The organism is Pontibacter chitinilyticus, from assembly GCF_039748935.1.
In the GTDB taxonomy this organism is placed as follows: Bacteria; Bacteroidota; Bacteroidia; order Cytophagales; family Hymenobacteraceae; genus Pontibacter; species Pontibacter chitinilyticus.
The window spans coordinates 56664-71870 of sequence record NZ_JBDIZJ010000008.1; the positions used below are offsets into that span (position 1 = coordinate 56664).

Genomic DNA, 15207 nt, shown 5'->3' on the forward strand with positions numbered 1-15207 from the left:
GCAGAGAAGTAGGACTGCTATTTGAAACGCATTGCTAAAAATATTGGTTTACTTTGGGAGTGCGCCTGCGGCCAAAAGCCCGTGCACCGGACGCCATAAAAAATACAAGCTTGTACGCCATTATAGACATTGAGACCACTGGAGGTCAGCCTGCGCAGGACAGGATTACCGAGATCGCCATTTTTATACACGACGGCCAAAAGGTAGTAGACCAGTACAACACGCTAATCAATCCGCAGCGGCCCATCCCCTATTTTATTTCGCAGCTTACTGGTATTACCGACGAGATGGTGCAGGATGCGCCAAAGTTCTATGAAGTAGCCAAAGAGATCGTGGAGTTTACCGACGGCAAAGTATTTGTTGCCCACAACGTGCGCTTCGACTACTCTTTTGTGAAAAAGGAATTTGCGGACCTGGGCTATACCTTCCAGCGCAAAACGCTTTGCACCGTCCGCCTCAGCCGCTCCCTTATTCCAGGTTTACCCTCCTATAGTTTGGGGAAACTTTGCAAAAGCATCGACATCCCGCTGAACCAGCGCCACCGGGCTATTGGCGACGCCGAGGCTACTGCCAAGCTGTTCGACAAGCTCATCAAGATCAACCGCCCGCTGATTGACGGTAACCAGCACATGGCAGCGGAGTCGGAGCAGATCCTGAAGCAGGAGATCAAAACCTCGCTGCTGCCGCCGGCTATCAAAAAAGAGCAGATGGATGCGCTGCCAATGGTGCCTGGCGTGTATTACTTCTACAACGAGGCCGGTGAGGTGATCTATGTAGGCAAGAGCATCAACATTAAAAAGCGCATCATCCAGCACTTCAACATCGACTATAAAAGTCGCAAATCGCTGGATTTTAAGAACAGCATCGCCGACATTACCTACGAACTGATGGGCAACGAATTGGTGGCGCTGTTGTTTGAGTCGGCAGAGATCAAACGCCTAAAGCCACAGTATAACCGGCAGCAGCGCCGTAGCGTGTTCAATACAGGCATATTTGTGTATGAAGATGGCAACGGCTACAAGCGCCTCACCTTCGGCAGTGTGAACCGGGCTGATAACGTAAATATGACGCCGCTCATCGCCCTCTCCAATCAGTTCAAGGCAAAAGGCTTCCTGTTTCATAAAGTAGCCAAGTATAACCTCTGCCAGAAACTCTGCGACCTTTACAAGACTAACGGCGCCTGCTTCGATTACCAGGTGCACCAGTGCAACGGCGCCTGCATCGGCAAGGAAAGCCCGGAGGATTACAATAAGCGCGTGGATGAGGCCATAGACTCCATCACCTATGAGCATAACAGCTTTGTGATTGTGGGTAAAGGCCGTGAGCCCGGCGAGAAATCGGTGGTGGTGATAGAGCATGGCACGTACCTGGGCTTCGGCTTTGTAGACGAAACCTTTTCGGCGCACAACCTGGAGGACTTTAAAGGGGCGATTCAGCGCTACAACGACAACAAAGACATTCAGCAGATTATTCGCGGCCACATGCGTAGCAAGCACAAAGACAAAGTGATCATATTCGATTAAAAGTAAAGCCCGGCAGCTCTGGAAAACTGCCGGGCTTTACTTTTATAGGGATGCAAGAGGTAGGAACAGGCTATTCATCCTTTAGGCATTGTGAAGGATTTACCTTTGCTGCTTTAACTGCCTGCATACCTACCGTAAGCCAGGCAACAAGCAGTGCCAGGGCGCCGGCACCTATAAAATAGCCTGGCTCCAGGTCAATTTTGTAAGCAAAGTTGTCCAGCCAGTTTTTTACGAGCAGATAACTTACGGGCAACGCGATCAAAATAGAAATCAGCACCAGCCTGGTAAAGTCACCCGATAATAAGTAAACAATGTTAAGCTCCGTTGCCCCAAGCACTTTCCGGATGCCGATTTCCTTCAGCCTTCTTTCGGCTGTAAAGGCTGCCAGACCAAACAGGCCCAGGCAGGAGATCATAATAGCCAAACCGGCAAAGTAGCGGGATAAAACGGAAACACGTTGTTCCGCGGCATACTGCGCCTTGTACTCTTCATCCAGGAAAGTATAGTCGAACGAATAGCCCGGATTGAAGGTGGTATACAGACCTCTGATCTTGTCTATAGCCTCTTTTTCCGTTCCGGCTTCCATCCGGAGCATCACAATTCTTGTATTGTGGGGTTGTAACCTGAGAAACAAGGGCTTTACATTTTCATGGAGCGACTGAAAGTTAAAGTTCTTCACCACTCCCAAAATCTCCATGTTGGTTCCCCACAGATTGATTACTTTCCCGACCGGATCTTTAAGCCCCATCGCCGCAATAGCAGCTTCGTTAAAAATGATCTTGGAAGAATCTGTACCAAAGTCTCTTGAAAATGCCCGGCCCTCCTTCATTTTCATATCTAGCGTTTCAATAATGTCATGGTTCACCCCCATAATTTCAAAGGCTACTACTTCATCCGGTTTCTTTCCTGTCCAGTTAAGTCCCGCCGTTGTATTATGGCTGCCTATCATGCTGCGGTCTATACTAGAGGCATTTACAACGCCCGGTACCTTTTTCACTTCTGAAAGAAAAGCCTCCAAGCTTTCATTTAGCTGCCCCTCCATACCAAAGTAAATCACATTGTCTTTTTCATAGCCCATGTTTTTATGTTGCACATACTTTATTTGCTTGTACACGACAAAAACAGCGACGATCAGAACTACGGAAGTAGTAAACTGAAAAACGACCAATCCTTTCCGCGCCCATAGTTCACCGCCGAAGGAATTTAACCTGCCCCGCAGTACGGCTGCCGGCTTAAAGCCGGAGAGGTAAAAGGCCGGATAACTGCCCGCCAGCAGGCCGGTGAACAACGCAATGCCTGTTGCGATGAAGATGAATGAAGTATGGTAAGAAAGCGTGAGGTGCTTGCCTGTAAGGTCGCTGAAAGGAGCCAGCAGCAGTTCCATCAGCATAAGCGCAACGATCAGCGAGGCAAAGGCCGTGATCATCGATTCGCCCAGGTAGTGGAAGACCAGGGAGCTACGGCTGGCGCCCATGGCTTTTTTTATACCCACCTCCTTGATTCTTCGGGACGCTTTTGCCGTGGAAAGATTCATAAAGTTGATGCAGGCAATAACCAGAATGAAAACCGCAATAATCGAAAAGAGCCGGACATACTCAATTCTGCCTCCTGCCTGCACGCCATTTTCATAGTTGCCATACAGATAGCCATCCGAATACGGTCTAAGGAAAACGAAACGACTTGTCCCACCGTTTTTTGCCTTAATATACCCGGCAATTTTCCGGTTGAACTGTTCTGTGTCCGTGCCTTCTCTTAAAACCACATAGGTATTGGTGCCGTCGTTTCCCCAATCTAAAATGGATGGCGAAATGCCTTTCCATGCTTCAAAAGACAGCAGGAAATCAAATTGTTCGGAAGAGCCGGGGGGTGTGCCTTTGAAAACGCCGGAAATGATGACCTGCTTTTTTAACCCGGGTAACTGCCACTCTACCACCTTGCCTATTACGTTTTGGGTAGTATGAAACAGTTTCATGGCGAGTTCTTCGGATATCACCATAGAATTCTTGCCAGACAGTACCTGGTTTTTATCTCCCTGCACGAGGCCATAGGAGAAAACATTAAAAAAATCTTTACTGGCGAACTGCCCGACCGCCTTTATTTTAGTATCTCCGGCAGCAGAAAGGATGAACTTTGGAAACCAGGAGCTATGGATAAGGGCTGTCGCAAATTCCACTTCGGGCATTTCTTCCGGCAACGTTTCTGCTACAAGGCCGGCCGTCATACCGCTTGTTATAGTGCCTTCTGCATGCTGCTGGTTTTCCATCACCTGAAAAAGCCGGCTGTCCTTTTCATGAAACTTATCGATATGTAATTCATCATTCACCCACAGGAAAATGAGCAAAATACAGGCTAAGCTGGTAGAAAGCCCCACCAGGTTGATGAAGAAGGTACTCTTAAACCGTTTAAAGTTCCGGTAGATGAGCAGGAGGCTGTGCTGGATCATAGTTTTAACTGGTGGCAAGGTGAACGGGTATTTACAAGTTAAACAAGTATTTCCAATAAGTATACCATTTTTACATATTGCTTTTCAGGCAACTACAGGCCCATTCCTACACCCTTGATGTTTGGAATCAGACACCGAAACGTACGATAACGTACAAGATGCCGAGCTGAACCTGGCAGATGCCACCACCTCCGATTGTCTCTCCCATTTGAAGTATAATGCCGGCAGAAAACAGAAAACCGCCCGGGCTGTTACCATCTTGCCGTGGTTTTGTTATCTTCACCAGAAACAGCAGAACAACCGAATTGACAAACCAACTTTGCTGTAAAACGGAGAGGTTTGACCCGCATCGCCCATGATCCAGATTCACAACGCTACTAAAATGTATGGTCCGCTTGCAGCGGTTGATGCTGTATCACTGGAGGTCAGCAAAGGCGAAACGCTGGTGCTGCTGGGTACAAGTGGCAGCGGCAAAACCACCACCCTGAAGCTGATTAACCGATTGGAGGAGCTGACATCCGGAAGTATAGCAGTGGCAGGGAAAGATATTCAGCAACAACCGCCCGAGGAACTGCGCCGCCAGATGGGCTATGTGATACAGGGAGCCGGGCTGTTTCCGCATTATACCGTGCAGGAGAACATTGCTGTAGTGCCGCGCCTGCTGGGCTGGCAGAAAAAGCAGACGACGCAACGGACAGAAGAAGTGCTGGAAATGCTGCACCTGCCGGCTCAGGAATACCTGCACAAGTACCCACACCAGCTAAGCGGCGGCCAGCAGCAACGTGTAGGGCTGGCGCGGGCGTTGGTCTCGGACCCGCCGGTAGTGCTGATGGACGAGCCCTTCGGTGCCCTGGACCCGATCACACGCCACAGCATCCGGCATGAGTTCAAGCACCTGAAAGCACTGCAGGACAAAACCATTGTGCTGGTCACGCACGACGTACAGGAAGCTTTTGAACTGGCGGACCGCATTTGCCTGATGGACGGGGGCCAGGTACAGCAGGTGGGCACGCCAAAGGAACTGGTCTTCCGTCCGGCCAATACGTTTGTGGGCCGCTTTCTGCAACAGCACATTTTTCAGCTGCAACTGCAGGTACTCACTTTGCAAGACCTTCTTCCTTATCTGCAGCCGCTACCCACAGCTACATCCGCAACTACGCCTCTGCCAGCTTCAACACCGGTACTGCAAGCCTTGCAGCAGCTTACGGGCACAAGTATAGCTACGCAAAGTATAAATATACTTCAGAAAAACGCTGGCCAGCTATACACGGTCGGCACTGCAGAACTGATGGCAGCCGTAGCGGAAGCAACGCAAAATCAACTACCGTATGACTGACGTGCAGGCTTTCTTCGATTTTGTGCGACTGCAGGCCGGCAAGCTGCTGGAACAGACGCTGGAGCACATCGGCCTTACCATGCTGTCGCTGTTGCTGGCCATACTGATCGGGCTGCCGCTGGGCCTGCTGATTACGCGCTATAAAAAAGCGTCCGGATCGGTGCTGGGTATCGCCAGTATTCTGCAGACAATTCCCAGCGTTGCACTGCTCGGCTTTCTGATCCCGGTGCTGGGCATTGGACCCAAGCCGGCCATTTTTGCGCTCTTCCTCTACTCGCTGCTACCGATTATCAGGAATGCCTATACCGGGGTGATGCAGGTGGAGGAGGCGATTAAGCAATCGGCCCGCGGCATGGGCATGACCGACTGGCAACTACTGACACGCGTGGAGCTGCCCCTGGCGATGCCGGTTATCTTCGCCGGCATCCGGACGGCAGCGGTGCTGAATGTGGGTGTAGCTACGCTTGCGGCTTACATTGCTGCGGGTGGCTTGGGGGAGTTTATCTTCGGGGGCATCGCGTTGAACAACACGCCAATGATTTTGGCCGGCGCTATTCCGGCAGCATTGCTGGCCATACTCTTTGATTTTGCCTTAAGTCGCCTGCAGCACTTACGAGTCCGGCGCCTTTGGCAAACCTCGTTGCTGCTGTTCCTGATCATGCCTGTGCTGTCATCGTTTTACCTGCTGCCTGGCCGTGGTGGCATACAGGCAGGGCTGAGCGCTGAGTTTGCAGGACGCGCGGACGGCTACCCGAGCTTGCAGAAGACCTATGGATTGAATTTGAATACGGTAATTATGGGGCCGGCGCTGGTGTACAAGGCGGTACATGAGGGCGATGTGGATGTAATTGACGGCTACTCCACCGACGGCAAAATTAAGACGTTTGGGTTACGGGTGCTGGAAGATGACGCCCACTCTTTTCCGCCCTACTATGCGGCTTTTGTAGTGCGGCAGCCGGTACTTGAGCAACACCCCGATTTGCAAAAGGTACTAGACATGCTCAGCGGCACCATCAATGATTCTGTGATGACAGAGCTGAACTATAAAGTGGACTTTGGGAAAGAGACCCCGGCTGCCGTTGCGAAAGCGTTTCTGCAACAGCGGGGTCTGTGGCGACCTTCACGGCGAGGCAAGGGTGCTACTGTTATACTCGGCTCCAAAATTTTTACTGAGCAATACATCCTCAGCCAGATGCTGGCGCAGCTTATACTTGGGTATACCGATTTGCAGGTATCCTCAAAAACAGGCCTGGGCGGCACTAAAATCTGCTTCGACGCATTGGCTGCCGGCGAGATAGATGTGTACCCGGAGTATACCGGCACCGGCCTGCAGGTGATTCTTGATACGCCACCCGCACTGGCAGACTCGCTTTCCAAAAATAAAGATACCGTATACCGTTACGTGAAGCAGGCGTTTCAGAAAAAGTATAACCTTGTGTGGCTGCCGCCGCTCGGCTTCAACAACACGTATGCGCTGATGATGCGGGAGCAGCAAGCAGCCACTTTGCATATCCGCAGCATCTCTGATCTCAGAAAGTATACTATGTCGCGTTGAGATTTCCTTATTTATAAAGATAATCGTAATTTTAGGCAAGATCGCTTTCCATCCGGATGTATTGGTGTGAAAGCGACAAGATTTTAGAGTTACAAACTAAACTGAAACCATAGTGAGCGAAACAAAAACCAAGTTCAGAGCCGGTGTACTATACGGAGATGAAGTATCAGAGCTGTTTAAGTATGCCAACGAAAATAACTTTGCCTTACCGGCTGTCAACGTTATCGGCACCAACTCCATCAACGCTGTGCTGGAAACGGCGCGCGAGGTAAACTCTCCCGTAATTGTCCAGTTCTCACACAGTGGCGCGCAGTTTGTGGCAGGAAAAGGCTTGAACAATGAGCTGCAGAAATCTGCTATTGTGGGCGCAATTTCAGGCGCGCATCATGTGCACCTGATGGCAGAGGCTTACGGTGTACCGGTTGTGTTGCACACCGACCATGCTGCTAAGAAGCTGTTGCCCTGGATCGATGGCCTGCTGGACGCTGGTGAAAAATACTATGCAGAGCACGGCAAGCCGCTGTTCAGCTCGCACATGCTGGACCTCTCAGAAGAGCACATTCACGAAAACATCGAAACATCTGCCCGCTACCTGAAGCGCATGGACAAAATGGGTATGACGGTGGAGATTGAGCTGGGCGTAACCGGCGGTGAGGAAGACGGCGTGGACAACTCCGGCGTAGACAGCTCGCGCCTGTATACACAACCGGAAGAAGTAGCCCTGGCTTATGAAGAATTAAAGAAGATCAGCCACCGCTTTACTATTGCGGCTGCTTTTGGTAACGTACATGGCGTATATAAACCAGGTAATGTGGAGCTTCGCCCGGAGATCCTGAAGAACTCGCAGGAATACATCCAGCAGAAGTATGGCACAGGCCCTAACCCCGTGAACTTCGTATTTCATGGCGGCTCCGGCTCTGAAAAAGCGAAAATCAAAGAAGCCATTGAATATGGTGCCGTAAAGATGAACATCGATACGGACATGCAGTGGGCATTCTGGGAAGGCATTAAGGATTACTACCAGCAAAACGAGGGTTATCTGCAGTCGCAGCTTGGCAACCCAAAAGGCGCCGATGAGCCGAACAAGAAGTACTACGACCCGCGCGTTTGGCTGCGCAAGGGCGAGGAGAACTTCATCAAGCGTTTAAAAGAAGCGTTTACCGATTTAAATGCGAATGACCGTAATTAAGTATAAACTGTCAATCTAGAAAAAGGCGAGGCACACCCCTCGCCTTTTTCTTTTAATCAGCGGCCACTTACTTATGCTCCAGCAGCCACTGGAATATCTGTTCGGTGTCCTCTTTGCGGCAAAGTTCGGAGCCGGGCGTCATGGTAGCTGCCGTACCCGCGGCCACACCATAGCGCACCGCCTCGTCCATTGCACAGCCTTTAAGCAGGCGTAGCACAATGCCGGCTACCATGCTGTCGCCTGCGCCTACGGTACTTTGCTGGGGCACTGTTGGCGGCATGATATAAGTGATGCCGGTTTCTTTAGATGCCATCATGGCTCCCCTTGGCCCCAGCGATACCACCAGCAATTTACATTTGCCCTGTTCTAAAACTTCATGGGCAATCTTCTCCTGCTGCAGCACTGAAATTTCTTCCTGCCCGGCCAGCGACGCCAGTTCGCCCAAGTTAGGCTTCAGCATAAATACGCCTTCGCCCGCTGCTTTGAGCATTGCCTCGCCAGACGTGTCTACCACCAAACGGAAGTTGCGGCGTGAGGCTATTTCGGCAAGTTGCAGGTAAAAATCGTTCGGCACCCCTGGCGGCAGACTACCACTAGCTATCACATACTTCGGCAGTTTTGCCTCAGGTATCTGCTCTAGCCGGTTTACGATCACACGGCACTCTTCTTCTGTTACCTCCGGACCAGGCATACCAAACCGGTACTGATTGCCGGTAGTTTCTTCCGTTACGGCCAGGTTCTCGCGTGTCCAGTTTTTCGTGGGTACCGCCCAGAAATCCACCTGCTCTTTCTTCAACAGCTCACATAACTTATCGCCGGGAGGCCCTCCTGCTAAGAACCAGGCACAAGATTGCCCACCCAGCTTGTGGACAGCCCGTGACACATTGATACCGCCGCCGCCCGGCTCAAAAACCGGGGCTTCGCAACGAAGTTTTTTATCCGGCTGCACATGCTTTACACGGGTACTTTTGTCCAGTGCAGGATTCAGTGTAATAGTGATGATGTCGTGCATACTGTTCATTGTTAGGATGGAGGAAACGGCTGCTTTCTGCCTTTCTTCGGTACACGTTACTGACGCTATTTACATGCTGAAAGCTGTTAGAAGAATGATCTTAGCATACAGCTGGCCTGGTTTATAGCATAGGCTTTGGTCAGCTATGCTGTTGCTGTTTTACCGTTTGCGTCAGTGTTTCCAGAAAAGCCTGCACATCTTCTACATCTTCCAGCCGGTAACTTGCCGCAGTCTGTTCGTCATGCTCCCCCACCATAATGCCAACACCACGGCCCTGCAGCGTAGCGAAAGCATCTTCATCCGTCAGATCATCTCCGATGTAGAGCGGCAGAATATCCGGCTTATCCAGGTCCATTTCCTCCAGCAGCCATGCTACTGCCTTCCCTTTGTGCCAGTCCAGGTTTGGCTTTAGCTCCATGATCTTTTTGCCCGGCCCTTTTTTCAGCTCAGGATGTTGTGCAATCACCTCGTTTGTGACACGTAGCACTTCATCCACCTGCTCGTCGGGCACATTGCGGTAGTGCACAGCAATGGCGTATCGTTTCCGCTCCACCAGCACGCCTTGTATATGCTGCAGGCGCTCCTGCAACATTTTGTCCGCCTCTTCCAACGCGGGCAAGGCAGCTTTCGCGCCGCCAGGCTCCGTGTGCATGTTACCTGGTCCGGAGATGTCGAATCCATGCGAGCCGGCAAAGTATAAATTATCCAGCTGCACCAGTTTCTCTACGTTGGCCCTATCCCGGCCACTTACCACGGCTACAAAACATACATCCGCCAGCCGCTTTAAAGTGTCCCGCATTTCCGTAGTGAGCACCGCTTTGTCCGGGTCTTTCACGATCGGGCTCAGGCAACCGTCATAGTCCAGAAAAACGGCTGGTTTTTTTCCTTGTGTCAGATGGGGAATATCTTTTAAAGCGGAAGGAAGGCTTTTAGGATCATGCTTCTGCACTGTTCGGGGAGCTTGGTTATTCATGGTCATATTCGGGGATTTAGCCGGCGCCGCACCGGCGTGTTGTTTTAAACGTTCAGTTCTGTTATGGGATCAGGTTTCCGCTGATTTGCAAATTGGTAGCAACTAGCCTGACACCGCAGCACCTTAAACTATACCTGCACGGTAAGTATAAAAAGAATTCTTACTAGAGGCGCGTATTGTTCTGCCACACTTTGTTTTCAGATCGGAAACGCATCATGTATACTTCTTATATGCTGCTTCGGCTCCTGAAAGTACGAATTTCAAGGTTTAAACCGTTCAGCTTCCATTTCATTTCACCAGAAACCAGCATCAGAATACGATAACAGGCTATACTTAAGCAACTGCGGCTTGATCCGATGATATCTGGTTTTTTATTTATAACAGTGCTTGCGCAGCGAAGCAGTATGTTGCTCTAATTCTATCTATACCTAGGCATGCTATACTTCCAGAATACGCAAGGGTAATCGAGAATGATACTGTACGACTTCTGCCATAAATGCTTGCCCTTATTTATGATTAAGAGCGACGCGGACACGTACAGCAGAGGAGCGTATCTTGCAATTACCAAATATGTGTTAGATTTGCCTATTGACCGCTTATAATTAAATTTCAATCTGAAAAACTATGCTGAAAAACCAAACGCCTACCGATACTGCCGCATGGAAACGACTGCAGGAGCACTACCAGGAAGTGGCGCCTACCCACATGCGCGAACTTTTTGCGCAAGACCCGGAGCGCTTTAGCAAGCTGTCGCTGCAGGCCAACGATATCCTGTTCGACCTTTCTAAAAACCGCATCACCCCGGAAACTCTCGACCTGCTCACGCAGTTGGCAGAAGAAACGGATGTGCCGGGTGCCATTGAGCAGATGTTTACCGGAGAGACGATCAATGCGACGGAAGGGCGTGCGGTGCTGCACACAGCTTTACGCAATTTTACGGATGAGACGCTGGAAGTAGATGGGGAGAATGCACTGGCGCAGGTCCGGGAAGTGCAGCAGCAGATGAAGCGCTTCAGCAACAAACTGCACAACGGCGAACTGCGGGGCTACACTGGCAAACCTATCAGCCAGATCGTGAACATTGGCATCGGCGGTTCGCACCTCGGGCCGCAAATGGTCACAGAGGCACTGAAGAGCTACCAGAACCGCAACTTGGAAGTATACTTTATTTCGAATGTGGATGGCACCGATGCCGCCGAAGCCTTACGCCACCTGAACCCGGAAACGACCCTTTTTATCATCGCTTCCAAAACATTTACGACCAAAGAAACCCTGACCAACGCCCATACGGCCCGCAACTGGTTTCTGGAGCATGCCAAAGATGAGACGCAGGTGAGCAAGCATTTTGTAGCGCTCTCCACCAACATCCCGGAAGTGACCAAGTTCGGCATTGCTGAGGAGAATATCTTTCAGTTCTGGGATTGGGTGGGCGGCCGTTATTCGCTGTGGTCAGCTATCGGCTTGTCTGTGGCCTGTGCCATCGGGTATGATCATTTTGAGGAAATGCTCCGCGGGGCTGAAGCCATGGACCAGCATTTCCGCCAGACACCAATGCGCCAGAATGTGCCGGTACAACTGGCGCTGCTTAGCATTTGGTATACTAACTTCTTCGGTTCGCAGACACATGCGGTGCTGCCTTACGACCAATACCTGCGCCTGCTGCCCGATTACCTGCAGCAACTGCAGATGGAGAGCAACGGCAAAAGCGCCGACCGCAACGGCAACTTTGTATCATATGCCACCCAGCCCATTGTATGGGGTGCCGCCGGCACCAATGGCCAGCACTCGTTTTACCAGCTGATTCACCAAGGCACTTTCCTGATTCCGTGCGACTTTATAGCACCGGCACAAAGCCAGAACCCGCTGGGGCAACACCACCCTATCCTGCTTTCCAACTTCTTTGCCCAGACGGAGGCGCTGATGAAAGGCAAAACAGCCGAAGAAGTTCGGGCAGAGCTACAGCAGAAAGGCAACATGACCGACGCTGAAATAGAAGAACTGGTACCCCAGAAAGTCTTTCAGGGCAATAAGCCCTCTACCTCCATTATGTTCCCCAAACTGACGCCATTTGTACTTGGTGCTTTGGTTGCCATGTATGAGCATAAAACATTTGTACAAGGAGTGATCTGGAACATCTACAGCTTTGACCAGTGGGGCGTAGAATTAGGCAAACAGCTGGCCGGCACCATTGAAAAGGAACTGCTGAATGGCAGCGCCGGGGACCACGACAGCTCTACAAGCGGCTTAATGAACTATTATCTGCAGCACAAGGACTAATACTTGTTGTTTAAAACAAGAGCGCGTTGCAGCAAGAAGGCACATTTTCTTGCTGCAACGCACTTTTTATAGCAAACCTGCCGGCTATGCTTAGCTTCGGCTGGCTATACTTTATACTTTCTCTAAACTTGCAAAGTTGCTGATCAGCAGATCGGCGCCACTTGCTTGCAGTTGCTGCTCCTTTGCGCCCCTGTTTATCCCTACAGCCAGTCCAAAGTTACCGGCCTTTGCAGCCTCTATGCCTTGGGCATCATCTTCAAAAACAGCCGCTTCTTCAGGTTTTACTTCCAGGCACTTGGCTGCTTCCAAAAACAAATCAGGCGCTGGCTTAGGCTGCAGCCCTTCTTTTGCTGCTGTCAGGCCATCTACACGTACCTCAAAAAAGCGGTCCAGTCCGGCGCGCTGCAAAATATCATGGCAGTTTTTGCTGGATGAAACCACAGCTAGGCGTTTGCCCGCCTGCTGCTGTTGCTTCAGCCACTCCACCGTATCTTCGTATACTTCCACACCTTGCTTTACCAGCTCCAGGAAATACATATTTTTAAGGTTACCCAGGCCAACTACCGTCTCTTTGCCCATGTAATCTTCTGGTGTACCCTCCGGTAGATCGATGCCGCGGGATTTGAAAAGGTTGCGAACAGCCGTGTGGCGGGGAACGCCATAAACGTAAGCCTGGTAATCTTTTTCCGCATCCATCAGTTCGTATTCTTTCCCTTCTTCCTCCCCTCGCTTCCGCAGGAATGTATCCACCATGCGCTTCCAGGCATCCGCATGTATCTGGGATGTATGTGTGATAACGCCGTCCATATCCACAATCAGCGCTTTTATATTTTTTTCCTGCATCAGGTTTGTAAGGGTACTCATGCAATTAAGGGTTTAGGTTAAATTTGACTTGCTTTACTCTTTCTGAAAGCTTAATGTTTTAAGGTAACAGAAAATATTTTATTTCAGAAATATCTGCTTTGGAAAGTAGCCGTACGCTGTAAAAGAGCACCTTTTATACCTTTTCAGGATAGTTGTGAGCTACTATAGCTGTTGTTTGCCTGCACAGGACCTTGTTTACCCGGCAAGTAGTGCCACTGAGCACCCAAAGGTTAGTATAAGTATAAACTTCCGCGCCAGGTTTTACTGCACGAACCTTCCACAGGCAAATTAGGTAAGCTCAGTTAACCGCCCCGTATCTGAGATGGCCTGCCGCCTACCGGCAATACGGGCAATTTACGAAATTAACAGGACTCCGACACAAAATAGCGCAAAGGCTGGTTACCTGCCGGTCCTGTCGTTTACCCTAGCACACCTATGAAGAACCTGTTTGTGTATATCCTGCTGCCCTGCCTGCTGCTGAGTGGCTGTGCTGATGATGACTTTTTTCAAAAAGATGCACAGGCAACTCCCTCTGAACTGGCTGGCAGCACACCCGCTGGTCCGGATAGTGCCTGGGTGGTGGCGGGCCGGCAGTATGACCGCAGTTGGTTCTTCCGCCTTTTCTGGGGTAATCATAACCGCCGCCTCTGGACCACGCCTGTCTTGCTGCCCGTCTTTCATATGCATCAGGTAAAGGGCGGTTTACAGCTGATGGAGCAAGGCGGGGGCTTTCAGACGCTGAGCTTTCACCTGCAGGACAGTACCGGCCGTGCCTATGCACTGCGCTCGATCGATAAGAATCCGGTAGAGGTGCTCAGCCCCTTCTGGCGAAAAACAATGATCGCTAATTTGCTCCGCGACCAGACCTCCGCTGCCAATCCTTACGGGGCACTGGTGGTGCCGGTGCTGGCCCGCGCTGCCGGCGTTTACCACACCAACCCCGCCGTATACTATGTGGCACCCGGCGACACAACGTTCGGGCCCCATGCTGCAGTGGCTCAAGGTAAACTCTTTTTACTGGAAGAGCGCTACGAGACTCCCAAAGACCTGACCGCTGCCTTTAGCCCTGCCGTAACTACTTTTGAGGATTCGGATGATGCCCTGCGCCTTCGGTTCACCACCAATTCCCACCACTTCGACCAGGTAGCTTTTGCCCGTGCCCGGCTGCTGGACCTGCTGCTCGGGGACTGGGACCGCCACAAAAATCAATGGGATTGGGCTGTAGTGCCGCAGCAAGCGGACACCTTGTATGTGCCAATTCCCAAAGATCGCGATCAGGTATTCTTCCGTATGCGCGATGGCTTGTTTCCTGCCGTTGCCACCAGCAAGCTCTTCGCACGCAAGTTCCATTCGTTCGGCCCCTCGCTAGACGATGTGCAGGCGTATTTGATCAATGCCTCGTTTATGGATGAACGGCTCCTGAATGAAGTAAGCAGAGAGCAGTGGCAACAGGAAGCCAAAGCCATGCAGGCACACCTGACCGATGCCGTGATCGAACAGGCAGTGCACCGGTTACCGCATCCTATTTACAAACAGATAGGTCCACAACTCAGTAGTAACCTTAAGACCCGCCGAAACGAGTTGGTAAGGGCAGCCAACAAAGCGTATGAGATTCTTGCCCGAGAAGTAACGATACCCGGCTCAGACCAGGAAGAGCTTTTTACGGTGCGGCGGCTAAGCGGCAACCGAACAGAAGTAACAGTGCAGCGGAAAGCGCACGGCAACATTCCGGCTGCCGTCCTTTACCATCGCATTTTCCTGGGCACCGAAACACGGCAGCTGAAGCTCTATGGCCTGGCTGGTGAGGATGAGTTTAACATTCAGGGGAAGGTCCCTTCTACTATTCCCATTGCTGTTTATGGTGGTCTGGGGGAAGATAAGATTACGGATCAGTCGGATATACCAGGCTGGAAGAAGATGACCCGCGTGTACGACACAGAGCGTGGCAACGAGATACAATTTGGCACCGAGGCACGCGACATGACCACCCGCGATGTGCGCGTGCATGCCTATGACCGCGAAGGCAACTAACCCA

At 51.1% G+C, this 15207-nt stretch carries 11 protein-coding genes; 7 read left to right on the forward strand and 4 right to left on the reverse strand.

Going from position 1 to position 15207, the window contains the following annotated elements:
- Positions 1 to 110: 110 nt before the first annotated feature.
- On the forward strand, positions 111 to 1523 hold the full coding sequence (locus tag ABDW72_RS13080) for an exonuclease domain-containing protein (RefSeq protein WP_347159016.1): 1413 nt from the start codon (positions 111 to 113) through the stop codon (positions 1521 to 1523).
- 70 nt (positions 1524 to 1593) lie between these two features.
- Here the strand turns inward: ABDW72_RS13080 and ABDW72_RS13085 are convergent, their stop codons facing one another.
- Positions 1594 to 3966 carry an ABC transporter permease gene (locus ABDW72_RS13085; protein ID WP_347159017.1) on the reverse strand — a complete coding sequence of 791 codons (2373 nt, stop codon included), beginning with the start codon at positions 3964 to 3966 and terminating at the stop codon, positions 1594 to 1596.
- A gap of 121 nt (positions 3967 to 4087) precedes the next feature.
- Here ABDW72_RS13085 and ABDW72_RS13090 point away from each other — a divergent pair, with 121 nt between their 5' ends.
- The 4 genes from ABDW72_RS13090 (at position 4088) to fbaA (ending at position 8046) form a co-directional block, all read left to right on the forward strand.
- The gene (locus tag ABDW72_RS13090) at positions 4088 to 4294 is read left to right on the forward strand and encodes a hypothetical protein (protein ID WP_347159018.1); all 207 of its coding nucleotides are present in this window, start codon (positions 4088 to 4090) and stop codon (positions 4292 to 4294) included.
- Positions 4295 to 4321: 27 nt separating this feature from the next.
- A complete protein-coding gene (locus ABDW72_RS13095) occupies positions 4322 to 5302 on the forward strand; it encodes an ABC transporter ATP-binding protein (RefSeq protein ID WP_347159019.1) in 981 nt (326 codons plus the stop codon).
- Positions 5295 to 6857, forward strand: a complete 1563-nt coding sequence (locus ABDW72_RS13100; protein WP_347159020.1) for an ABC transporter permease/substrate-binding protein — start codon at positions 5295 to 5297, stop codon at positions 6855 to 6857. The genes ABDW72_RS13095 and ABDW72_RS13100 overlap by 8 nt, the downstream gene beginning before the upstream one ends.
- Before the next feature lie 112 nt (positions 6858 to 6969).
- Entirely contained in the window at positions 6970 to 8046 is a 1077-nt protein-coding gene (gene fbaA, locus ABDW72_RS13105) for a class II fructose-bisphosphate aldolase (protein ID WP_347159021.1), read from the forward strand.
- 67 nt (positions 8047 to 8113) lie between these two features.
- Here the strand turns inward: fbaA and ABDW72_RS13110 are convergent, their stop codons facing one another.
- Together ABDW72_RS13110 and otsB are read right to left on the reverse strand one after the other, a co-directional pair.
- Complete coding sequence (locus ABDW72_RS13110; RefSeq protein WP_347159022.1) at positions 8114 to 9058, reverse strand: 1-phosphofructokinase family hexose kinase; 945 nt, start codon at positions 9056 to 9058, stop codon at positions 8114 to 8116.
- A gap of 139 nt (positions 9059 to 9197) precedes the next feature.
- Positions 9198 to 10037 (reverse strand): trehalose-phosphatase, encoded by an 840-nt coding sequence (otsB, locus tag ABDW72_RS13115; protein ID WP_347159023.1) that lies wholly within the window; start codon positions 10035 to 10037, stop codon positions 9198 to 9200.
- A gap of 618 nt (positions 10038 to 10655) precedes the next feature.
- Between otsB and pgi the strand changes: the two genes are divergently transcribed.
- On the forward strand, positions 10656 to 12308 hold the full coding sequence (gene pgi, locus ABDW72_RS13120) for a glucose-6-phosphate isomerase (RefSeq protein WP_347159024.1): 1653 nt from the start codon (positions 10656 to 10658) through the stop codon (positions 12306 to 12308).
- A 111-nt stretch (positions 12309 to 12419) separates the two neighbouring features.
- Here pgi and ABDW72_RS13125 read toward each other — a convergent pair whose 3' ends face one another.
- Positions 12420 to 13172, reverse strand: coding sequence for an HAD family hydrolase (locus ABDW72_RS13125; RefSeq protein WP_347159025.1), 753 nt, complete (start codon positions 13170 to 13172; stop codon positions 12420 to 12422).
- 435 nt (positions 13173 to 13607) lie between these two features.
- On the opposite strand from ABDW72_RS13125, the gene ABDW72_RS13130 reads away from it, so the two are divergent.
- Positions 13608 to 15203, forward strand: coding sequence for a hypothetical protein (locus ABDW72_RS13130; RefSeq protein WP_347159026.1), 1596 nt, complete (start codon positions 13608 to 13610; stop codon positions 15201 to 15203).
- The last annotated feature ends 4 nt before the right edge of the window (positions 15204 to 15207 follow it).

Bases quoted from the DNA above. Each gene is read 5' to 3' on its own strand.
- pgi (WP_347159024.1), top strand. From the start codon at position 10,656: ATGCTGAAAAACCAAACGCCTACCGATACTGCCGCATGGAAACGACTG.
- ABDW72_RS13100 (WP_347159020.1), top strand. From the start codon at position 5,295: ATGACTGACGTGCAGGCTTTCTTCGATTTTGTGCGACTGCAGGCCGGC.
- otsB (WP_347159023.1), bottom strand. From the start codon at position 10,037: ATGACCATGAATAACCAAGCTCCCCGAACAGTGCAGAAGCATGATCCT.
- ABDW72_RS13130 (WP_347159026.1), top strand. From the start codon at position 13,608: ATGAAGAACCTGTTTGTGTATATCCTGCTGCCCTGCCTGCTGCTGAGT.
- ABDW72_RS13095 (WP_347159019.1), top strand. From the start codon at position 4,322: ATGATCCAGATTCACAACGCTACTAAAATGTATGGTCCGCTTGCAGCG.
- ABDW72_RS13125 (WP_347159025.1), bottom strand. From the start codon at position 13,172: ATGAGTACCCTTACAAACCTGATGCAGGAAAAAAATATAAAAGCGCTG.
- ABDW72_RS13085 (WP_347159017.1), bottom strand. From the start codon at position 3,966: ATGATCCAGCACAGCCTCCTGCTCATCTACCGGAACTTTAAACGGTTT.
- ABDW72_RS13110 (WP_347159022.1), bottom strand. From the start codon at position 9,058: ATGCACGACATCATCACTATTACACTGAATCCTGCACTGGACAAAAGT.